Source organism: Mycobacterium colombiense (assembly GCF_001665835.1).
Classification (GTDB): domain Bacteria; phylum Actinomycetota; class Actinomycetes; order Mycobacteriales; family Mycobacteriaceae; genus Mycobacterium; species Mycobacterium colombiense_A.
In genome coordinates, this window is sequence record NZ_LZSX01000014.1 from 157558 (window position 1) to 177335 (window position 19778).

Here is a 19778-nt window from a genome sequence, read left to right on the forward strand (position 1 = left end):
CAACTTCAGTCCGCATGCCGAGAAACGTCGTGACAATTCCCACAAGTGGGATTCATGCTGCGCGGAGGGTCATCGGCCAACGCCGGATGACTTGTTCGCTTTTCCTTGCTGCGCAACAAATGTCGGCACTATGGGAGGGACGACTCAAGCAAATGGTCGCACTCGGCAACATCACCGAATGGCAACCACCGAATGGTCCGCTCACGATGTGGACGCCCGCACCCGCGTCGCATGACGCGGCCCGCACCGCGCGCCGCTCTGAGCTGGCTCCGAGTTACCAACAGAATCAACATCTTTGGGCCGCCAACATCGGCAACGCGATGAGCAGGCAGCTACCCCGCCTGATGGTCGTGGCGTGGGACATCCCGGGCGTGTGTGACATTCCGGCGATGACAGCAACCATCAATGCACACGTCCGGCGCCAGGACACCTACCACAATTGGTTCGAATTCGAGGACGGCCAAATCGTGCGGCGCACGATCGACGACCCCGCCGTCATCGATATGGTTCCGGTGCCGTTCGGGCAGATGAGCCGCGACCAGGTGCGCACCCACGTACTGACGACCACCCCGGAAACGCTCGAATGGGGTTGCTTCACATTCGGTGTCGTCGAGCACGCCGACTATTTCACCTTCTATGCCAGTGTCGACCACCTACACATCGACGGCTTGTCAGCCGGGCTGATCTTCGTCGACATCCACCTGACGTATCAGGAACTGTCGCAGGGCGAACATCAGCATCAGCCCGAGCTACCCGAGGTCAGGAGCTATTGCGACTACGCCGCGCGGCAGCGCGAAATGGCTGCGACCCTGGATCTGTCGTCGCCCGAGATCAAGGACTGGATCGCATTCGGCCGCGACACCGACGGCAACTGGCCGAATTTCCCACTGCCGCTGGGGGATACCTGGGCGAGCAGCAAGGGCGACTTGGTAACGATGGATCTGCTGGACGCCGCGGAGACGGAGGCCTTCGACGCCGCGTGCGTCGCGGCCGGCGCCCGGTTCATCGGGGGAGTCCTGGCGTGCACGGCCCTGACCGACCACGAATTGACCGGCAACGAGACCTATCACGGGTTCACGGCCAAGGACACCCGGATGCCGGGCGTCGACACGATGACCGTCGGCTGGTTTGCCAGCCTGATCCCGGTCACCGTGCCGACCGGTGGTGTCTCGTTCGCCGAGGCGGCCCGTGCGGCCCAGAAGTCCTTCGACGCCGCGAAGGGCCTCGCCGATGTCCCGTTCGAGCGGCTCTTGGAGCTCGCGACACCGGATGAGCTGGGCATCAAGCTGCCGACGCAGCTGCCAATGATGCTGTCCTTCCTGGACTTTCGCAAGATTCCCCTCGCCGGAATGTGGACCGAGACGAATTTCGGTACCTACGGTGACAACCTGTCAGCCGGCGGCATCAACATGTGGATCAACCGGCACGCCGAAAAGACCACGGTGACAATATCATTCCCGGACAACGAGATAGCGCGTGAGTCGGTGCATCGCTACATCGCCACCTTGACCGAAGTGTGCGCGAAAGTCGCCAAAACCGCGTCGGCGCACCCGGGTGTTGCTGCATCCCGGGAGGATTCGGGTGAGCAGCAAGACTTTGCCGAAGAAGACGACACCGAGGCGGCCTAGGCATGACCAACGTACTGGATCTGGCCGACCAGACCCTCTTTCTGGGGGAGCGGGCGACGGGCACCACCAGCCTGGTGCAATGCATCTGGGTGTACGAGAGACCCGTCGACATCGACGGCCTGAAAAGGTTTCATGACCACTTGGGCAGGGGGAGGTTGGCCCGCCGGATCGAGCGGTCGCCCTTGCCGTTCGGCCGGCACCGCTGGGTGTCGCCCGGCGAGCAGCCCGGCCTCGAGATCGTCGCGACGCCCCGTCCGCGTGAGGAATTCGACGACTGGTGCAGCGAGCAGGCCGGTAAGCGGCCGGACGCCGAGCAAGGACCCGGATGGCGCCTCGCGGTGCTCCCGTTCACCGACGGGGGGGCGGCGGTCAGCCTGGTCATCACCCATTGCCTCAGTGACGGCGTCGGACTCTGCGAGGCGGTGGCGGATGCGGCATCCGGACGGGACGCGGCGCAGGGCTGGCCCGCCGCGTCGTCACGGCGGCGGTGGCGGGCGCTGCGCGAGGATGCACGCCAAACCGTCCGTGACACACCCGATATCGGTCGGGCGGTCGCCGCGGCCGCGCGCCTGGCCCGGGCCGGCCGCCCGGGTGGCGGCGCCGTCGCCGTGCCGCCCGCACAGCGGCTCGCGCCGTTGGCCGGCCCGGACCGAAGCATCACGCTTCCCGCCGCGACGCTCTTCATCGACGCCGACGAGTGGGACGCGCGCGCCCACGCGCTCGGGGGAAGCAGCAACGCGCTACTCGCGGGCATGGCGGCCCGCCTCGCACAGCGAGTGGGCCGGGTCGCCGCCGACGGTTCGATCAACGTGGGGATGCCGGTCAACGAGCGCACCCCGGGCGACACTCGGGCGAACGCTGTCACGAATGTCGACATCACTATCGAGTCCGCGCACGCGATGGACCTGCGCGAGATCCGCGCGGCAATCAAGCAAGCGCTGGTTCGACATCAGGATGTGCCCGACGAGCGGTGGGCGTTGCTGCCGCTGGTTCCGTTGATACCCAAGCGGATCTTCCGGCGGCTGATCAGCGTGGCCACCGGTAGCGCAACCGCCGTCGTGTCGTCCAACCTCGGTGCACTCGACCCGGCCACCAACCGGCCGGACGGCACGGACGCCGACTACTTCGCGATGAAGTCGCTGTACCCGGGGGTGACCAGCGCGACGATGCAGCGCACCAACGGGGTGCTGGCGTTGTTGTCGGGACGGGCGCACGGGCAAGTCTTCGTCTCGGTTCTCGGCTACGAGCCGGGCGGAGACAACTCGGATGAGGGCCTGAGACAACATATTTCCAATACGTTGAGCGACTTCTCGCTCACCGCCATGACGGACTGGCGCACGGTCAGCCGGGTGTGAGCTCGTGGTGGGACGCTAGGCGTCCGCGCGTGTTTCGGTGAGGCGGTACAGGTTTGGCTCGGCGAGCTCGTCGAGCAGCGCCGCCAGCTGATCGACAAGCTGGGCCGGTTCGAGTTGGACGTCACCGGCCAGCCAGGCGCTGATGGTCTGCACGACGCCGCCGACCACGAAATGCGCGGCGGCCTTGATGCGTTCGTTCGCCGGGACCTGCAACGCGTGGCCGACGTGCTGACCGGACAGCATGGCGAACAGCGCATTGGACTCGGCGCGTTTGCGCACGATCACCGGATCGGCCAGCTGGGTGCTGAACAGCAGGCGCCCCACGCGGGGGTTTTCGGTGATGGTCCGCACGATGTTGGCCATGCCGGCGCGGGTCTGCTCGCGGGCCGGCACCGCGGCCACCGCCGCCTGGGTGGTGGCGGCCAGCTCGGCGATCACCCAGTCGAATACGCACGCGACGAACTCGTCCTTATCGGCGAAGCTCTCGTAGAAGTACCGGGCGGCCAGGCCGGCGCCGCGGCACACCCCGCGGACGGTGACCGCCGAGATGTTCTGCTGCTCCGCCCCGAGCAGGTCCAGGCCCACCGCGAGCAACCGGTTACGGCGGGTGGCCAGGCGCTCGGCCGCCTCGACCCCGCGGTACGGGCGCGCGCTGGACCCCTTGCTCATGGCAACCATCTTGACACTAACGCCCGGCTCTTGACACTAACGCCCGGCCACGACAATATCAGGAAACGAGCGTTCGCACATTTGCAGGACAAGCGCCGCGGGAGGACCTGACGATGGCAATTCACGAGCCGGTGCACCAGCCCATTGGGCACGTCGAGCGCCGAGCCACCGACCCGCCCCGCCCGCAGCGGCGCCGGCGGCGGCGGGCGCTGGGGATCGACGAGGGTTTGATGGGCGTCGCATTGCTGGCGGGCCCGGCGAACGTGATCATGCAACTGGCCCATCCCGGCGTCGGATACGGCGTGATGGAGAGCCGCGTCGAAAGCGGCCGGGTCGACCTGCACCCGATCAAGCGCGCCCGCACCACCTTCACCTACCTGGCCGTCGCGACCAACGGCAGCGACGCCCAGAAGGACGCCTTCCGCCGCGCGGTCAACCGCGCCCACGCACAGGTCTATTCGACCCCGGAAAGCCCGGTGTCCTACAACGCGTTCGATCCCGCGCTGCAGCTGTGGGTCGGGGCCTGCCTGTACAAGGGCGGCCTCGACATCTACCGCATGTTCATCGGTGAGCTCGACGGTGAGGACGCCGACCGTCACTATCGCGAGGGCATGACGCTGGCCACCACCCTGCAGGTGCCCCCGAAGATGTGGCCCGCCGACCGTGCGGCGTTCGACCGTTACTGGGAAGAGCAGCTCGCCAAGGTGCACATCGACGACGCCGTGCGCGAGTACCTGTTTCCCATTGCCGCCAACCGGATTCGGGGCGTGACACTGCCGCGCCCGCTGCAGCGCCTCTCCGACAACTTCGCGCTGCTGATCACCACGGGCTTCCTGCCGCAGCGGTTCCGCGACGAGATGCGGCTGCCCTGGGACGCGACCAAGCAGCGCCGCTTCGACCGGCTGATCGCCGTGTTGGCCACGGTGAACCGGTATCTCCCGCGGTTCATCCGGCGGTTCCCGTTCAACGTCTTGCTGCACGACCTGGACCGCAGGATCAAGAAGGGCCGTCCACTGGTGTAGCGCGCGAGGCGGAAAGCCGCCTCGTTTGAAAACGATAATCATATTTATTAAGCTCCTCAGTCTGGTAACCCTTCCAGCCTGAGGAGTGCCTATGTCGGCGCCAATTTGGATGGCCTCGCCGCCCGAACTACATTCCGCGCTGCTCAGCAGCGGCCCCGGACCCGGGCCGTTGTTGGCCGCGGCTGGTGCCTGGTCGCAACTGAGTGCCGAATATTCTTCTGCCGCAGAAGAATTGAGCACGTTGCTGGCGGCAGCCCAGACTGGGGCGTGGCAGGGCCCCACCAGCGAGTCGTACGCGGCCGCGCACGCGCCGTACCTGGCCTGGTTGACGAAATCGAGCGCCGACAGCGCCACGGCCGCCAGTCAACACGAGGTGGCCGCCGCGGCGTACACGGCAGCCTTGACCGCCATGCCGACACTGCCGGAACTGGCCACCAACCACGTCGTGCACGGAGCCCTGATGGCGACCAATTTCTTCGGAGTCAACACGGTTCCCATCGCGGTCAATGAGGCCGACTACGCGCGGATGTGGACTCAGGCGGCCACCACGATGTCCACTTACCAAGCGGTGTCCACCGCCGCGGTCGCGTCGACACCGCCATCCGATCCGGCGCCGCCCATCGTGAAATCCGATGCGTCAAGCGACGATTCGGGCGGCGTGGACCATGACCCCAAGATCGACAATCCGTTCAATGACTTCATCGCGAACATCCTGAGGAACTTGGGGATTAACTGGGACCCCGCCAATGGAACGGTGAACGGGCTGGATTACGACGCCTACACGAACGCCGGGCAACCCATCTTCTGGGTGGTGCGCGCCCTGGAGCTGCTGGAGGATTTCGAGCAGTTCGGCTACTACCTGGTGCACAATCCCGCGTTGGCCTTTCAGTACCTGGTCCAACTCATCCTGTTCGACTGGCCGACGCACATCCTCGAGATTTTCATGAGCCAGCCGGAGTTGTTGGCCCCCGCACTCCTCCTCGTGGCCGCCCCCTTCGGCGCCGTCGCCGGCTTCGCCGGGTTGGCGGGCCTGGCCGGCATTCCCCAGCCCGTGGTCGTCCCGGCGCCGGCGCCGGTGCCGGCCCCGGCGCCCAGTCCGTTGCCGGTCGTTGCCATGGCCCCGGCCCCCGTCGCGGCGGCCGCAGCTCCGGCCTCGGTCCCGGCTCCGGCGCCCGCCCCCACGGCGACGACGGTGGCCAGTGCGGCGCCCGCACCGCCGGCACCGGCCGCGGCCGGGTCGGGGTTCTTCCCTCCCTATGTCGTCGGCCCCCCAGGCATTGGAACCGGCTCCGGGATGAGCACGAGCGCCAGCTCCGGTGCGAAAAAGAAAGCCCCCGAACCCGACAGCGCCGCGGCGGGGGCGGCCGCCGCCGCGCGGGGTGCGGTGGGGGCGCGCCGGCGCCGTCGTGCAGCCCAGCGTGGGCACGGCGATGAGTTCTTGGACATGAACGTCGAAGTCGATCCGGACTGGGACGGGCCGCTGGCGTCGGGTTCCGGCGCCGGCACTTTGGGGTTCGCCGGCACGGAGCGCAGCGAAGCGGCTGCCGCGGCGACCGGATTGGCCACGCTGACCGGCGACGAGTTCGGCGGCGGTCCCACGATGCCGATGACGCCGGGCACCTGGGACCCGGACCGCGCCGACGAGGAGAATTAACGGACGCCCGACAGCGTACCGGGCGACCTTTAGCCCTCCTTGTAAATGGACTGAAAAGCAATGCTTTTCAGTCCATTTCGCAATTCCAGGCCGCCGAGGCCGCGCATCGTGGCGGCCAGCCGTGGAACTTGGGCCGCCCCGATCCGCAATGGGCCGGCCGTTGGCGTGACCCCGCGAACATCCGCGTCAAGGCGGCGTTCATTTGAGAATCATTTGATAAGGATAATCATTATCAGTAAGCTTCCTCCTGCCTGGTAAGCCTTCCAGCCCAAGGAGTACCTATGACGGCGCCAATATGGATGGCCTCGCCGCCGGAGTTGCATTCCGCGCTGCTCAGCAGCGGTCCGGGCCCCGCGTCGTTGCTTTCCGCCGCCAGTACATGGTCGGAGTTGAGCACCGAATACGCTTCAGCGGCCGAGCAGCTCAGCGCACTGTTGGCGCAGGTGCAGGCCGGAGCATGGGAAGGGCCGAGTTCGGAGTCGTATGTGGCCGCACATGTCCCGTACTTGGCGTGGCTGACGAAGTCCAGCGCCGACAGCGCGGCGGTGGCCGCTCAACATGAGGTTGCCGCCGCGGCCTACACCGCGGCGTTGGCGGCGATGCCGACATTGCCGGAGCTGGCCGCCAACCATGCGATTCACGGGACGCTGCTGGCGACCAATTTCTTCGGGGTCAACACCATCCCGATCGCGGTCAATGAGGCGGACTACGCGCGGATGTGGACCCAGGCCGCGACCACGATGACCACCTATCAAGCGGTCTCCACCGCGGCGGTGGCGGCCACGCCGCCGGCCGACCCGCCACCGCCGATCGTGAAAGCCACCGACCCGTCCTCTAACGACAACTCTGGGACGGACCTCACGAACGACTTCCCGGACCCCACGGTCGACAACCCGCTGAACGACTTCATCTCGCAGATCCTGCGGCTCTTCGGCATCAATTGGAATCCCGGCCAGGGGACAGTCAATGGACTGCCCTACGACGCCTATACAAACCCGGGCCAACTGATGTATTGGGTTGTGCGAGCGCTGGAACTTCTCGAGGATTTCGAACAGTACGGCGTGTACCTGCAGCAGAATCCCGCGTTGGCTGCTGCGTATATGGTCGCCCTCCAGACGTCGGACTGGCCGACTCATCTAGCCCAGATTGCCAGCTGGTTATCCAGCGCGCCGCAGTTGCTGCTAGTTCCGGCCCTTTTGGCGGTCGCCCCGCTGGGCGCCGTCGGCGGCTTGGCGGGGCTGGCCGGGCTGGCCGCAATCCCTCAACCCGCGGTCGTTCCGGCACCCCCGGCACCGGCTGCGCCTGCGCCGCCCGCTGTGGCACCGACGCCCGCAACAACCCCAATCGCCGCGTCGGCGGCGGCACCCGCCTCGGCGCCCGCACCGGCACCCACTCCCACGGCCAGCACCGTCGTCAGTTCCGCCCCGGCGGGGGCGCCGCCGGCGGCCCCCGTCCCACCGGGCTTCGCCCCTCCCTACCTGATAGGGCCCGGCCTTGGGCTCAGCTCGAGGATGAGTACCAGCGCCAGCTCCAGCGCGAGAAGGAAGGCGCCCGAGCCCGATGCCGCCGCCGCGGCGGCCGCCGCATCCGCGCGGGAAGCAGCGGGGGCGCGTCGGCGGCAGCGGCAGCGGCAGCGGCAGCGCGGGTATGGCGATGAGTTCATGGACATGAACGTCGAGGTCGACCCCGATTGGGGTGCGCCACCCAGCGCCGAGGCGTTGGCGTCGGCTTCCGGAGCCGGCCCTCTGGGCTTCGCCGGCACGGCGCGCAGCGCGGTGGCCCCTACCGCGAGCGGACTGGCCACGCTGGCCGGTGACGAGTTCGGCGGCGGTCCCAGGATGCCGATGATGCCGGGCACCTGGGATGCCGACCGCGCGGACGAAGGGGCGCAGGACGGCGAAAGCCGGGACAGCACCCCGGAATAAGCCGGCGGCACCGGCTTGTCCGGAGCGTCGGTCTGCGGGCGCGCTGACATACTGAGACGGTGGCGACGCTGAAGTCCGACCGCAGGTGGCGGTTCGGATCAATGGAAGTGCTGGTGGGCATCCTGTTGGCCTGCGCCTTGTCGACCACGATATTGCGGACTGCGGTGCTCGACAGTGCGGCATTGTCGACGGTGGGCACGGTGTTCTGCGGGGTTTTCGTGCAGGCGGTTCCGTTCCTGGTGCTCGGGGTGCTCGTCAGTGGCCTGATCGCCGTGTTTGTGTCGCCGGAGCGCTTGGCGCGCTGGCTGCCGCGGCGCCCCGCGGTGGCCGTGGTAGCGGCCGGCATCGGCGGGGCGGCGCTGCCGGGCTGTGAATGCGGGTCGGTTCCGCTGGCGAGGCGATTGTTCGGCGACGGAGGTGCCACCGGAGCCGCGGCGTTGACATTCATGCTGGCCGCACCGGCGATCAACCCGGTCGTCCTGGTTGCCACCGCGGTGGCGTTTCCCGGTGCGCCCCGAATGGTTTTCGCCCGGCTGGGCGCCTCGCTGCTCACCGCGGTCGTCATGGGGTGGGCATGGTCGCGGTGGGGCCGCCCGGAATGGGTCACCCGCCGGTTACCCCCTGCGGGAACACAGAGCGAATCACGCTGGGAGGTCTTCACCGAGGCGGCCCGTCACGACTTCCTGCAAGCCGCATCGTATTTGGTCGTGGGTGCCGCTGCCGCGGCATTGCTTCATGTGGTGGTGCCGCAGTGGGTGTTCGCACATTTGGCGACCGACCTGATCCTCGGGGTCGCGCTGATGGCTGTCTTGGCGGTGGTCCTGGCATTGTGTTCGGAGGCCGACGCGTTCGTGGCGGCCAGCATGACGATGGTGCCGCTGTTGCCCCGGCTGGTTTTCCTGGTCGTCGGCCCGGCCGTCGACGTGAAGCTGTTCGCCATGCAGGCGGGAATGTTCGGCCGGTCTTTCGCGGCGCGTTTTGCGCCCTGCACGTTCCTGGTGGCAACGGTGAGCGCTTGTGCTGTCGGGCTATTCGTCCTTGGCCGTGGATAAATGAGCCGCGAGACCGAGAACACCGTGCTGCTGTTGGTGGGCATCAGCATCGTCATGATCACCGTGTCAGGCGTGTTCACCCGCTACGTCAAGCCGGGACTATTGCCGTGGCTGGCGGCATCGGCGGTGTTGCTGATCGGTTTGGCGCTCTTGGCGATCATCGGCGATATTCGCCGGGGCGGCCCCCGCGCGGGTGATCTGACCGAAGATCACCGCCACGAGCACTCCCATCGGACCGGCATCGTCTGGTTGCTCGTGGTTCCCATCCTGGTCTTGATGTTCGTGTCACCCCCGGCGCTTCGGCCCTCTGCCGCCGCCCCGTCGGTGACGTCGGTATCCAATGATGTTCTGAATAGGTCGTTTCCGCCGCTGCCGCCGGGCCGCGCTCCGGAAGTCTCGCTACCGGAGGTGCTGATGCGCGAGGCGCACGACATCACCGGATCATTGACGAATCGATCGATCACGATGACCGGATTTGTGCTCAACGAGGCACAGGGTGTGGATCTTGGTCGCGTCGTCATCATCTGCTGTGCCGCCGATGCGCAGTTGGCCCGCATCCATCTTCGTGGCCCGGCCGCCGGCGGCGCCGCCGGGCTACCGGACAACACCTGGCTTCGGGTAGAGGGTCAAGTCACATCCGCTCCGCGGCAACCGAACTCGGACGCGATTCCGACGCTACAAGCGACCGTCGTCACGCGGATCGACGCTCCGCCCAACCCCTACGCGTATCCGCACTGACGGCCCTGAGTCAATTGCTCCGACCGGCGTTACGCGCCCAAAACTGATGGCGGCCAAGCGGTCTGGGTACTGGCATGTTTTCCCACTCTCCCAGCTCCAGCCAATCGCTCAGCGCCGCTGCCTCATCGCTGTCGGCGATGGGGCCCACCCAATGGGGCGGCCCGCACGCCGCTCGGTCATTCGTGCAGGGTTGCACCACGGCCATCACGCCGCATCCGGTGGGACGGGAGGCGCAGGTGAGTGGTCCGAGCATGCAGGCAGCCTCGACCAGCATGGAGTGCGGGCAGCGCCGGATGGTGGGACGTAGTTCGTCGATGACCGACATGTGATGATTGGCGGTGCAGGTGGCACAGACGATGACGGTGAACGGGCGGTCGGTACCGCGATGCGGAGACGTCACCGTGCCGTGTTCCCTCCGGGGTAGGGCAGCAGCGCCATTTCGCGTGCGTTCTTGATCGCCGTCGCGACCTGTCGTTGTTGTTGGACGGACAGACCGGTGACCAGGCGGGAACGGATCTTGCCGCGTTCGGAGATGAACACGCGCAGCGTCGCGGTGTCCTTGTAGTCGACCGCGTCCAGCCCGAGGCCGGCGAGCAAATTCTTTTTGGGCGCACGGCTTTTCAGCAAGGGCGCCCGGCGCGTGCGCGCAGGTTTCTTGGCCATTACCAGCTCGCTTTCCGCACTCCGGGCAGCTGCCCGTTATGAGCTAACTCGCGCACCCGCACCCTGGACACTCCAAACTTGCGCAGATAGCCGCGTGGACGCCCGTCGACTGCGTCACGATTGCGCAGTCGCACCGCGCTGGCGTCGCGGGGCTGGCGGGCCAATTCCGTTTGCGCCGCGGCCCTTTGCCCAGCGGTGCTCGCTGGGGAGCGGATGATGTGTTTGAGTTCGGCGCGGCGCTCCGCGTAGCGCGCCACGATCGCCCGGCGACGGTCGTTCTTGACGACTTTGGATTTCTTGGCCATCCTCAGCGCTCCTCTCGGAATTCGACGTGGCGGCGGATCACCGGGTCGTACTTGCGTAGCACCAGCCGGTCGGGGTCGTTGCGCCGGTTCTTGCGGGTGATGTAGGTGTATCCGGTGCCCGCCGTGGAGCGCAGTTTGACGATGGGGCGAATCTCGTTGCGCGCCATCAGATTCGCTGACCTTCGCGGCGCAACCGGGCCACCACGGCCTCGATGCCGTCGCGATCGATGACCTTGATGCCTTTGGCGCTGACCCGCAGCCGAATCCGGCGGCCCTCCGAGGGCAGGTAGTACGTCTTGAGCTGGATGTTGGGTGACCAGCGCCGAGAAGTTCGGCGATGGGAATGCGACACCGTGTTACCGAAACTCGGTCGCCGGCCGGTGACCTGGCAATGGGCGGACACCGTGCACCTACCTCTCTAGCTTATTGAAAATCATTTTCGACAAGTCCTGCCAGGCACGGTACCGTAAGAGTCGCCCAGATGAAAATGATTACCAACAAGGAGGATGATGCGGACACCCGTCATCCTGGTCGCCGGCCAGCAGGACACCGACGCGGTTGTGGGTACGTTGCTGCGGACCCCGGGAACGCTGGTCGTCGAGCACCGTTTCGACGGCCACGTGGTACGCCGAACGACGGTCACGCTGTCCGATGGCGTCCTGACGAGCACCGAGAGCGGACTCGAGCTCGCGCACGGCTGCGTGTCGTGCACCATCCGTAACGATCTGTTAATCCTGTTGCGTCAGTTGCATCGCCGCGACGATGTCGACCGGATCGTGGTGCACTTGGCGCCCTGGCTGGAACCCGAACCGATTTGCTTCGCCATCAACCACGTTCGGGTGCGTGTGGCGCCAGGATATGTCGACGGGCCCGCAGCACTGGATGTGTCGATCGCCGCCGTGGTGACCGCGGTCGATTCAAAGACGTGGCTGAACGAAGCTCTGGGTGAGGACGAACTCGACGATGGGCGCACCGAGGCCCAAGTGGTGATCGGTCAAGCCGAATTCGCCGATGTGGTCGTGCTCAATCGCGCCGATCCGTTCGTGGCTGCCGTGTTGCGCCGGTTGTGCCCGCGCGCCCGCGTCCGGGTAGGCGCCGAGGGCATCGAGGATGCGCTGAACAATCTCTACCGCGACGCGCGCTGCGGTCGCAGCGACGACCCGCATGGTCCGCTGCTGGCCGGGCAACCTCCGCTGGACTCCCGCGGGCCGATCAACCTGATGGAGTTCGACGCCCGACGCCCCTTCCATCCGCAGCGCCTGCATGCGTGCCTGGATCTGCTACTCGATGGCGTGATCAGAACCCGGGGGCGGCTCTGGCTGGCGAGCCAACCCGAACAGGCGATGTGGCTGGAATCCGCCGGTGGCGGCCTGCGGGTCAGTTCGGCAGGCAAGTGGCTGGCCGCCCTGAAGGGTCCGGAGCTTCACGGCATCGACGCGGAGCGACGCGCGTTCGCCGAGCTGGGCTGGGACGACCTCTACGGCGACCGGCACACGGCGATGGTCATCCTGGTGTGCGGGGCAAAGTCGGCCGACATTCTCGATGCCCTGCAGGGTGCCCTGCTCACCGACGAGGAATTTCTGTCGCCGCACGAGTGGACCCACTACCACGACCCGTTCGGCGACTGGCACGAAGAACCGTGTGAAGACCTTGCCGAAGCCACTGACAACGCAGCCCGATACAGGCAGGATCCAGATCGTTCATGAAGCCCGACATCCATCCCGATTACCACCCTGTCGTCTTCCAGGACGCCAACACCGGCGCGATGTTTTTGACCCGCTCCACGCTCACCAGTGCGCGCACCGTCGAATGGCAGACGCCACAGGGGGTCTCGACCTACCCAGTGGTCGTCGTGGAAGTCACCTCGGATTCACACCCGTTCTGGACCGGCAGCCGCCGCATCGTCGACACCGCCGGACAGGTGGAGAAGTTCCGCCGCCGCTACGGCAGCCGGCAACCAGCCCCGGGCAAGTCCGACGCTGAAGCCCCCTAATCAACAACGAATCGTCGGCCGAAGAACGCTCCGCTGGGAACCCACCGGACACCAGCCGGCCGCCAGCGATGTTGCAACTGTCGGCGGTCATGCCGCCGCTGCAGTGGCTGCGTAGGGCCATTCTGAGGACCCAGCGGCCTGAAGGCGATGCGCGACGCCCCCGCTGACATATGCGGCGAAAGCTATTTGAAAATCATTTTCAATAGCAGTTGACTGTGGGTCATGCCCGGTCCCCTGGACGGAATCCTCTCCGGTGCCCATGCATTCGCTGGGGCCGAGCGGGGATCGCGGGCCGCCCACATCGCGCAACTCGTGCGCACCATCCTGAAATCGCCCGACGGCTTCGCCGTCACGGTGCAGCAATTGACCTGCCGCGAACCCGGCTGCCCGCCGGTCGAGACCGTCATCGCCGTCCTGGGGGCTCCCCCGCAACGCTGGACGTTGCACCACCCGTTGACCGCCATCAGCGACGAGATGGTGACCCGCCTGCTGACCGACAACCCCGATGGAGACCCCCATGACAACTCTTGACGAACGGGCTGACTACCGCGTTCCCGTCACCGTGCTGACCGGATTCCTCGGCTCCGGCAAGACCACCCTGCTCAACCGCATCCTGAGCGAACAGCACGGTAGACGCATTGCGGTGATCGAGAACGAGTTCGGCGAAGTAGGGGTAGACGACGCGCTGGTGCTCGACGCCGAGGAGGAGGTGTTCGAGATGAACAACGGCTGCATCTGCTGCACCGTGCGCGGCGATCTCATCCGGATCCTCGGCGCCCTGATGCGTCGCAAGGATCGCTTCGACGCGATCATCATCGAAACCACCGGGCTGGCCGACCCCGCCCCCGTCGCCCAGACCTTCTTCATGGACGACGCACTGCGTGCCCAGCTGCGCCTGGATGCGATCATCACCGTGGTCGACGCCAAACACATCCTCGGGCATCTCGACGAGGTCAAACCCGACGGAGTCGAAAACGAATCCGTCGAACAAATCGCATTCGCCGACCGAATCGTGCTCAACAAGCAAGACCTGGTCGACTCCGCGCAGATAGCGGACGTCACCCGCCGTATCCGCGGGATCAACGCCGCGGCGACGGTACTACCCGCCGTGCGCTGTGGCGTCGACCTGGGCGACGTGTTGGACGTGCGCGCGTTCGACCTCGAACAGATACTTTCGACGGATCCGGGCTTCCTTGACCCCGATGCCGAGCATCAACACGACGCATCGGTGAGCAGCGTCGGCATCGACGTCGAGGGCACCGTGAACGTCGAGAAGCTCAACGAGTGGCTCGGAAAACTGCTCACAGAACGCGGCCCCGACTTGTTCCGCAGCAAGGGCGTGCTCAACCTGGCCGGCACCGATAAGCGCTACGTGTTCCAAGGAGTGCACATGTTGCACGATGGCGACCTCGGCGCCCCCTGGCGGTCAGGTGAGTCCCGGCGAAACCGGATGATCTTCATCGGCCGCAATCTCGACCGCGCCGAACTCGAGGCGGGTTTTCGCGCGTGCCTCGCCGAAACGCCAGTCACGGCGGCTCGCTGACGATGGCTTCCAGGACACCTGATACGGCCATTCAAGGGGCGCTCTGGCACCTCGCCATCGACCAGCCAGTGTTGTGCGTCAGTGTCGCGGGCGACAGGGTGATCATCGGCGGTTCAGAGGGCACCATCGTTGTCGCCGATGCCGAGGGCCGTGCCCAGTTGCGTCTGAGGTTCGACGACTTCGCATTGGCTATGGCCGCTAGTCCGGATGGCACACGGCTCGCCGTCGGCGGAAACCAGCGACTCGTCGTGTTTGACCTCGCCGACGGTTCAGTGGTGGCCGATCATCCCCACCGCTGGTGCAGCTGCCTGGCCTGGGCGCCCAGGACCGGCGACCTCGCGGCGAACGATGGTCGGCTGGCACGGGTATATACAGGCCAAGGGCGGCTGCGCTGGACGTCCCCGCCGCTGCAGAGCACCGTTGCCGGGCTCGCCTGGATGCGCGCCGACGGACGCCGCCTGGCCGCGGCCGCTTACCAGGGCGTGAAGATTTTCGAACCGGGCACCGATCGCATGGTCCAGCGCCTCGCCGCGCCGGGCGCGATCGCCGGGATCGCGATCCCACCCAATGGACGCTGGGTGGTCGGCGGAAGCCAGGATGCAACGCTGCATGGCTGGAATGTGCGTGATGGCAGCGACTTTCAGATGAGCGGTTTTCCGCGCACGGTCTCGCGGCTTGCTTTCGAATCGTCGGGTCGCTGGATGTGCTGCGACGCCGGCGATGCCATCGTCTGCTGGGATTTCTCCGGTTCCGGCCCTACCGGCCGAGACGGGCTGATTGCCGAGGCGCACCGCGACGACGTCACCGCGCTGGCATGGGTACCAACCGGTGCCTTCGCCCCGATCCTCGTTTCGGGTGATGCCGCCGGCGAAGTCGCACTATGGCGATTGGGGCCAAGCAGTCGTCCAGGCGGCCGTATCCGTCCGTTCTGGAGGACCGCTACCGGTGATCCAGTCGGTGCGATAGCTGCCACCCGTGGCCGAATCTTCTCCGGCCATCGCTCCGGCGTGACCCGGTGCTTTTTGTCCGATCCGTGCCGGCCGTAGCCCGCTCGACGCTAGCTGCTCATTTGTTCGCGACCTCCCGAGCGTCGAGCGCTACCCCACTTGCCTGCGTGGCTACCGGCGAGGGTCCGGCACACGCCTGGCCGGCCAGCCGGGTCTCCGAACTACCCACTTATTGAAAATCATTATCGACAAGCCGCATGGGAGGAGGGTAATGTGCGAGCCTTAATGAAAATCATTGTCAATAAGGGGATCGATGCGGACATCCATCGTCCTGGTCGCGGACCAGCAGAACACCGATTCGATGGCGGGTGCGGTCCGGGATGCTGCTCGTCGAGCACCGTTTCGACGCTCACGTGGTGCGGCACACGACGAAAGCCTTGTGCGCAGCGCGGGCCTCGCCGCCCTCGCCGGTTCACGGGCAGTGTTGTCAGCGTGGAATGAACTCGCCGCAGGTGCAGCGTTCCACCCCACACCCGCGCAAACGGGACAGGCGGCCCAATGCGGGCGGCACGGCCAGACCCTTCAGGGGGTGAGCGCCCAAGCTGCGGCAATGCATCAGAAATTTGTCGCTACTTCACGGAGCGATACGGGTTCGATTGCGGCCTCCCAGGCCGTCAACGCTGCCGTGGCCCGTTGAGTGCCGAGGGGGACACATGCTGTACTTTGCGGCGCTACCGCCGGAAATCAACTCGGCCAGAATGTATTCCGGCCCCGGATCGGGCCCGATGCTGGCCGCCGCCGCTGCATGGAACATGCTGGCCGCTGAAATGCGTTACGCGGCAACCGCTTACGATTCTGCCGTGACGGAGCTGACCAGCGCAGACTGGTATGGTCCGTCGTCGACATCTATGGTAGCCGCCGCCACGCGTTACCTGGCCTGGCTGAACACCACGACCACCCAGGCCGAGCAGACCGGCGCACAAGCCAGCGCGGCCGCGACCGCGTTTGAGTCGGCGTTCGCTATGACGGTGCCCCCGCCGGTCATCGCGGCCAACCGCACCCGGCTGGCAACGTTGGTGGCCACCAACGTTTTCGGTCAGAACACCCCGGCGATCGCGGCCACCGAGGCCGAATACGCCGAAATGTGGGCTCAGGATGCCGCAGCGATGAACGGATATGCCACCGCCTCGAGCACCGCGGCACAAATGACGCCGTTCCAATCGCCTGTGTCGAACACGACGCCCGACGCGCTGGCCCAACAAAACGAGGCCGTCATCCAAGCAAGCCAGGCGCCGGCTGGGACAGTGAACTCGTTGTTATCGACGACCAACGCTGCGGCTGCCGCCCCTACGTCGGGATCGGGCACTGACTACTTGACGGGCCTGCTGGACGGGTCGAACAACACGGCGCTGGGCAGCTTCCTGGGAAGTAACTTCTTCTCCGGCACGGTCGTCAACGGTTCGATTGCCGGCGGCCCGTTCAACCCGCAAACCATCTTGGCATCGGTAGTGAATGACAGGCCGACACCCCCCACGACACTGTCCGGTCTTGACGACTTCGCCGCCGGCGCGGAAGGCCCCGGGACTGCCGCCCTGGCATCCAACACGGTGGGGTCAGCCGGCCTGACTTCGGCATCTGCGGGGGTAGGCAACGCGCATCTGGTGGGGTCGATGTCGGTGCCACCAAGCTGGAGCAACGCAGCCGCGATCACCCCGGGTCAAACTGCGGCGCCGGTCAGTGGTCTTAGTGACATCGGGACATCCGGGGCGCCGGCGGCGGGTGGGCCGGGGGCCGTTGCGGGACCGCTGGGCGGTACCGGCCGCAGGCTACGCCGCGCCATCCCACGCTACGGATTTCGCCCCGTCGTCATGCCGCGCCCGCCCGCCGCCGGATAAGAGACTTCAGGAGAAGAGGGCATGCTGAATTTTGGGGCGTTACCGCCGGAAGTCAACTCGGCCAGAATGTACGCGGGCGCTGGATCGGGATCATTGCTGGCCGCCGCGGCCGCATGGAACTCCATCGGTGCTGAAATGCACTCCACCGCAATGAGTTATGATGCGGTCATCAATTCGCTCGTCAGCGAGGGCTGGCTTGGTCCGGCCTCGGCGAACATGGCGGCCGCGGTCGCGCCGTATCTCGAGTGGCTGAACACCACCGCCGCCCAGGCCGAGCAGGCCGGCGCTTCGGCTACCGCGGCCGCAGCCGCGTACGAGGCCGCGTTTGCCGCGACCGTGCCACCGCCGCTCGTCGCGGCCAACCGCACCCTGCTGGCAAACTTGGTGGCCAGCAATATCTTCGGGCAAAACACCGGGGCTATCGCGGCCACCGAGGCCCAATACGGCGAGATGTGGGCTCAAGACGCCTCCGCGATGACCAGCTACACCACCGCCTCGCGCGCCGCGACCCAAATGGCGTCGTTCAGCCAACCGCAATCCGACACCACTACCGACGGGACGGCCCTGCAGAACCACGCTGTCCTCAACGCCACCAACGACGCGGCGGCCGCCCCGGCCGCCACTTCGGGGACCAGCCTGCTTGACTGGCTTGGTCTTGCGCCCAACTCGAATACGTCCACCACCGGACTTGCCGGCATCGAGAACATTCTGAGCAATTCAAACGAGAATCTGCTCGGGGCCTTCCTCAACAACGCCACCCTCTCAAACCTGTCTAACGGGTTCACCACCAACGGAATTCTGAACCCGACAACATTCTTCGATTCGGCGAAGACGATCGACTCCCTGAACGCAGTGGGCGATACTACGTCGGGGCTGGAGGATCTGGCCGGCGGCCTGGGTAGTGGCGCGTCGATGGCGTCGGCAGTGAGCGTGCCCGGCGCGGCCACCACGGCCGCGGTGGGCCAGGCGAGTTTGGTGGGGGCCTTGTCGGTCCCGCCGACCTGGGCCGGCACCGGAGCAACGGTGAGCACGGTGGCGGCGACCACTCAGGTTGGCGCTGGGGCCTATCACAGTTTTGGCGCCGCCACCCCGATGGTGATGGAAGAGGCCGGCGCAGTCGGCATGCCCGGGGTACCCCTGGCAGGCATTCCAGGTCCGCATGAGGACGAGTTCTCTGACCCGATCTACGGGTTCCGCCCCCGCGTCATCGGGCGCCCACCCGCCGCCGGTTGACCACAGCGAGCGCGCGACATGAAAGTCCTACTGTTTCTGGCAAGCGTCACCGTCTTACTCGGTGTGGCGATACCGGCACGCGCCGACTCCGACGACGATGCCTTCCTTGCCGCGCTCACGAAGGCGGGCATTAGCTACAAGAGCCCGGATCGGGCGATCGCAGCGGGCCAAAAGGTGTGCGACTTGGCTAACTCGGGGACGTCACAGCTGGACATCGTCAGAGATGTCCGCGATCTCAACCCAGGATTCACCATGGCCAGTGCCGCCAAGTTCACCCAAGCGGCCGCCAGCGTGTATTGCCCCGACCGATTGGCGCCGGACAGCGGAGGCAGTTAGCCACGAGCGCCAAGAGACGGACCCGGCCGCGTTTCGGTGTTGCGGTCTCGGACTGTGGGGTGCGAACCCGCTCTCGCATGTTACGATCCGCAACAACTGCTAATGAAAATCATTTTCAATAAGCCTCGGAAGGGGGTCCGATGACGGGTCAACCTGGTCGGCGCAAGTCGGCGGTATGGGCAGCGATGAGCTCAGCCGCGGTACTGCTCGGCACCGTTGCGTGTGGTGGCAACAACGCACCGCAATCCGGACCTAATGGCACGAGCGGCTCGGGCACCGCTCCCAAACTTGCGGTGGTCTCCACAATCAACGCCTGGGGCAGCATCGCCGCGCAGCTCGGCGGTGACCGTGTGCAACAGACCAGCATCATTACCAACCCCGACACCGACCCGCACAGCTATGAGCCATCGACGGGTGATGCGCGCACCGTTGCCAACGCGAAGATCGTGGTCGAAAACGGCATCGGCTACGACGCCTGGGCCGACAAGATGGTTGCGTCCAACCCGAATCCGCAGCGCACCGTGGTCAACGTCGGCGACACCGACGGTGTCGCCGACGGCGGCAACCCGCACCAGTGGTATTCGCCTGATTCGGTCACCAAGGTGGCGAACGCGATCACTGCGGCCTACAAGAAGGCGGACCCAACTGATTCGGGATATTTCGATCAGCAGAACCAGCAGTTCCTCAACCAGAGCCTGTCCAGTTACCACAGCTCGATCGCCAATATCAAAGCCAAGTACGCCGGAACGCCAGTCGGTGCCAGCGAATCGATCTTCTCCCCGCTTTCGGACGCCTTAGGGCCTGTCTCTTATACACATCT

General features: G+C 66.2%; 22 protein-coding genes. 17 read left to right on the forward strand and 5 right to left on the reverse strand.

What is annotated here, in order from left to right; genetic code table 11:
• Positions 1-152: 152 nt before the first annotated feature.
• Positions 153-1628 (forward strand): condensation domain-containing protein, encoded by a 1476-nt coding sequence (locus tag A5760_RS03580; RefSeq protein ID WP_064877732.1) that lies wholly within the window; start codon positions 153-155, stop codon positions 1626-1628.
• 2 nt (positions 1629-1630) lie between these two features.
• Complete coding sequence (locus A5760_RS03585; RefSeq protein ID WP_064877733.1) at positions 1631-2983, forward strand: hypothetical protein; 1353 nt, start codon at positions 1631-1633, stop codon at positions 2981-2983.
• Between the two features lie 15 nt (positions 2984-2998).
• Here the strand turns inward: A5760_RS03585 and A5760_RS03590 are convergent, their stop codons facing one another.
• Positions 2999-3661 carry a TetR/AcrR family transcriptional regulator gene (locus A5760_RS03590; RefSeq protein WP_064877735.1) on the reverse strand — a complete coding sequence of 221 codons (663 nt, stop codon included), beginning with the start codon at positions 3659-3661 and terminating at the stop codon, positions 2999-3001.
• Between the two features lie 104 nt (positions 3662-3765).
• Here A5760_RS03590 and A5760_RS03595 point away from each other — a divergent pair, with 104 nt between their 5' ends.
• From A5760_RS03595 to A5760_RS26535, 6 genes are all read left to right on the forward strand, one after another.
• Positions 3766-4674 (forward strand): oxygenase MpaB family protein, encoded by a 909-nt coding sequence (locus A5760_RS03595; RefSeq protein WP_064877737.1) that lies wholly within the window; start codon positions 3766-3768, stop codon positions 4672-4674.
• A 91-nt stretch (positions 4675-4765) separates the two neighbouring features.
• Entirely contained in the window at positions 4766-6328 is a 1563-nt protein-coding gene (locus tag A5760_RS03600; protein WP_064877738.1) for a PPE family protein, read from the forward strand.
• Between the two features lie 281 nt (positions 6329-6609).
• Positions 6610-8253 (forward strand): PPE family protein, encoded by a 1644-nt coding sequence (locus A5760_RS03605; RefSeq protein WP_064877739.1) that lies wholly within the window; start codon positions 6610-6612, stop codon positions 8251-8253.
• 59 nt (positions 8254-8312) lie between these two features.
• Entirely contained in the window at positions 8313-9305 is a 993-nt protein-coding gene (locus A5760_RS03610; protein WP_064877740.1) for a permease, read from the forward strand.
• On the forward strand, positions 9306-10043 hold the full coding sequence (locus tag A5760_RS03615) for a TIGR03943 family putative permease subunit (protein ID WP_064877742.1): 738 nt from the start codon (positions 9306-9308) through the stop codon (positions 10041-10043).
• A 74-nt stretch (positions 10044-10117) separates the two neighbouring features.
• On the forward strand, positions 10118-10372 hold the full coding sequence (locus A5760_RS26535; protein ID WP_155764185.1) for a hypothetical protein: 255 nt from the start codon (positions 10118-10120) through the stop codon (positions 10370-10372).
• 67 nt (positions 10373-10439) lie between these two features.
• Here A5760_RS26535 and rpsR read toward each other — a convergent pair whose 3' ends face one another.
• The 4 genes from rpsR to rpmB are packed head-to-tail and all read right to left on the reverse strand — an operon-like array spanning position 10440 to position 11414.
• Positions 10440-10706: a 30S ribosomal protein S18 gene (rpsR, locus tag A5760_RS03625; protein ID WP_064877746.1), complete on the reverse strand. Its 267-nt coding sequence runs from the start codon at positions 10704-10706 to the stop codon at positions 10440-10442.
• On the reverse strand, positions 10706-11011 hold the full coding sequence (gene rpsN / locus A5760_RS03630) for a 30S ribosomal protein S14 (protein ID WP_064877748.1): 306 nt from the start codon (positions 11009-11011) through the stop codon (positions 10706-10708). Before rpsN ends, rpsR begins: the two co-directional genes overlap by 1 nt.
• Before the next feature lie 2 nt (positions 11012-11013).
• Complete coding sequence (gene rpmG, locus A5760_RS03635; RefSeq protein ID WP_064877750.1) at positions 11014-11178, reverse strand: 50S ribosomal protein L33; 165 nt, start codon at positions 11176-11178, stop codon at positions 11014-11016.
• Complete coding sequence (rpmB, locus tag A5760_RS03640; RefSeq protein ID WP_064877752.1) at positions 11178-11414, reverse strand: 50S ribosomal protein L28; 237 nt, start codon at positions 11412-11414, stop codon at positions 11178-11180. Before rpmB ends, rpmG begins: the two co-directional genes overlap by 1 nt.
• A 106-nt stretch (positions 11415-11520) precedes the next feature.
• On the opposite strand from rpmB, the gene mrf reads away from it, so the two are divergent.
• The 9 genes from mrf to A5760_RS03685 form a co-directional block, all read left to right on the forward strand.
• Positions 11521-12717: a ribosome hibernation factor-recruiting GTPase MRF gene (gene mrf, locus A5760_RS03645; protein ID WP_064877789.1), complete on the forward strand. Its 1197-nt coding sequence runs from the start codon at positions 11521-11523 to the stop codon at positions 12715-12717.
• Entirely contained in the window at positions 12714-13004 is a 291-nt protein-coding gene (locus tag A5760_RS03650) for a type B 50S ribosomal protein L31 (protein ID WP_064877754.1), read from the forward strand. Before mrf ends, A5760_RS03650 begins: the two co-directional genes overlap by 4 nt.
• 222 nt (positions 13005-13226) lie before the next feature.
• A complete protein-coding gene (locus tag A5760_RS03655; protein ID WP_155764186.1) occupies positions 13227-13535 on the forward strand; it encodes a hypothetical protein in 309 nt (102 codons plus the stop codon).
• Complete coding sequence (locus A5760_RS03660; RefSeq protein WP_064877756.1) at positions 13522-14547, forward strand: CobW family GTP-binding protein; 1026 nt, start codon at positions 13522-13524, stop codon at positions 14545-14547. The genes A5760_RS03655 and A5760_RS03660 overlap by 14 nt, the downstream gene beginning before the upstream one ends.
• A 2-nt stretch (positions 14548-14549) precedes the next feature.
• Positions 14550-15593, forward strand: a complete 1044-nt coding sequence (locus A5760_RS03665) for a WD40 repeat domain-containing protein (protein ID WP_155764187.1) — start codon at positions 14550-14552, stop codon at positions 15591-15593.
• Between the two features lie 614 nt (positions 15594-16207).
• Positions 16208-17389 carry a PPE family protein gene (locus A5760_RS03670; protein WP_064877760.1) on the forward strand — a complete coding sequence of 394 codons (1182 nt, stop codon included), beginning with the start codon at positions 16208-16210 and terminating at the stop codon, positions 17387-17389.
• A gap of 21 nt (positions 17390-17410) precedes the next feature.
• Entirely contained in the window at positions 17411-18622 is a 1212-nt protein-coding gene (locus A5760_RS03675; protein ID WP_064877762.1) for a PPE family protein, read from the forward strand.
• A gap of 18 nt (positions 18623-18640) precedes the next feature.
• Positions 18641-18958: a DUF732 domain-containing protein gene (locus A5760_RS03680; RefSeq protein WP_064877764.1), complete on the forward strand. Its 318-nt coding sequence runs from the start codon at positions 18641-18643 to the stop codon at positions 18956-18958.
• 140 nt (positions 18959-19098) lie between these two features.
• Positions 19099-19778: metal ABC transporter solute-binding protein, Zn/Mn family (locus tag A5760_RS03685; protein WP_082279321.1), on the forward strand; the 680-nt coding region annotated here is incomplete at its 3' end.

What these genes read in the sequence shown, in the direction of transcription:
- A5760_RS03605 (WP_064877739.1), top strand. Translation starts at nt 6,610, where the DNA reads ATGACGGCGCCAATATGGATGGCCTCGCCGCCGGAGTTGCATTCCGCG.
- A5760_RS03670 (WP_064877760.1), top strand. Translation starts at nt 16,208, where the DNA reads ATGCTGTACTTTGCGGCGCTACCGCCGGAAATCAACTCGGCCAGAATG.
- A5760_RS03650 (WP_064877754.1), top strand. Translation starts at nt 12,714, where the DNA reads ATGAAGCCCGACATCCATCCCGATTACCACCCTGTCGTCTTCCAGGAC.
- A5760_RS03675 (WP_064877762.1), top strand. Translation starts at nt 17,411, where the DNA reads ATGCTGAATTTTGGGGCGTTACCGCCGGAAGTCAACTCGGCCAGAATG.
- A5760_RS03580 (WP_064877732.1), top strand. Translation starts at nt 153, where the DNA reads ATGGTCGCACTCGGCAACATCACCGAATGGCAACCACCGAATGGTCCG.
- A5760_RS03615 (WP_064877742.1), top strand. Translation starts at nt 9,306, where the DNA reads ATGAGCCGCGAGACCGAGAACACCGTGCTGCTGTTGGTGGGCATCAGC.
- A5760_RS03680 (WP_064877764.1), top strand. Translation starts at nt 18,641, where the DNA reads ATGAAAGTCCTACTGTTTCTGGCAAGCGTCACCGTCTTACTCGGTGTG.
- rpsN (WP_064877748.1), bottom strand. Translation starts at nt 11,011, where the DNA reads ATGGCCAAGAAATCCAAAGTCGTCAAGAACGACCGTCGCCGGGCGATC.
- A5760_RS03600 (WP_064877738.1), top strand. Translation starts at nt 4,766, where the DNA reads ATGTCGGCGCCAATTTGGATGGCCTCGCCGCCCGAACTACATTCCGCG.
- A5760_RS03665 (WP_155764187.1), top strand. Translation starts at nt 14,550, where the DNA reads ATGGCTTCCAGGACACCTGATACGGCCATTCAAGGGGCGCTCTGGCAC.
- A5760_RS03595 (WP_064877737.1), top strand. Translation starts at nt 3,766, where the DNA reads ATGGCAATTCACGAGCCGGTGCACCAGCCCATTGGGCACGTCGAGCGC.
- rpsR (WP_064877746.1), bottom strand. Translation starts at nt 10,706, where the DNA reads ATGGCCAAGAAACCTGCGCGCACGCGCCGGGCGCCCTTGCTGAAAAGC.
- rpmG (WP_064877750.1), bottom strand. Translation starts at nt 11,178, where the DNA reads ATGGCGCGCAACGAGATTCGCCCCATCGTCAAACTGCGCTCCACGGCG.
- A5760_RS26535 (WP_155764185.1), top strand. Translation starts at nt 10,118, where the DNA reads ATGTTTTCCCACTCTCCCAGCTCCAGCCAATCGCTCAGCGCCGCTGCC.
- A5760_RS03590 (WP_064877735.1), bottom strand. Translation starts at nt 3,661, where the DNA reads ATGGTTGCCATGAGCAAGGGGTCCAGCGCGCGCCCGTACCGCGGGGTC.
- A5760_RS03585 (WP_064877733.1), top strand. Translation starts at nt 1,631, where the DNA reads ATGACCAACGTACTGGATCTGGCCGACCAGACCCTCTTTCTGGGGGAG.
- A5760_RS03660 (WP_064877756.1), top strand. Translation starts at nt 13,522, where the DNA reads ATGACAACTCTTGACGAACGGGCTGACTACCGCGTTCCCGTCACCGTG.
- mrf (WP_064877789.1), top strand. Translation starts at nt 11,521, where the DNA reads ATGCGGACACCCGTCATCCTGGTCGCCGGCCAGCAGGACACCGACGCG.
- A5760_RS03655 (WP_155764186.1), top strand. Translation starts at nt 13,227, where the DNA reads ATGCCCGGTCCCCTGGACGGAATCCTCTCCGGTGCCCATGCATTCGCT.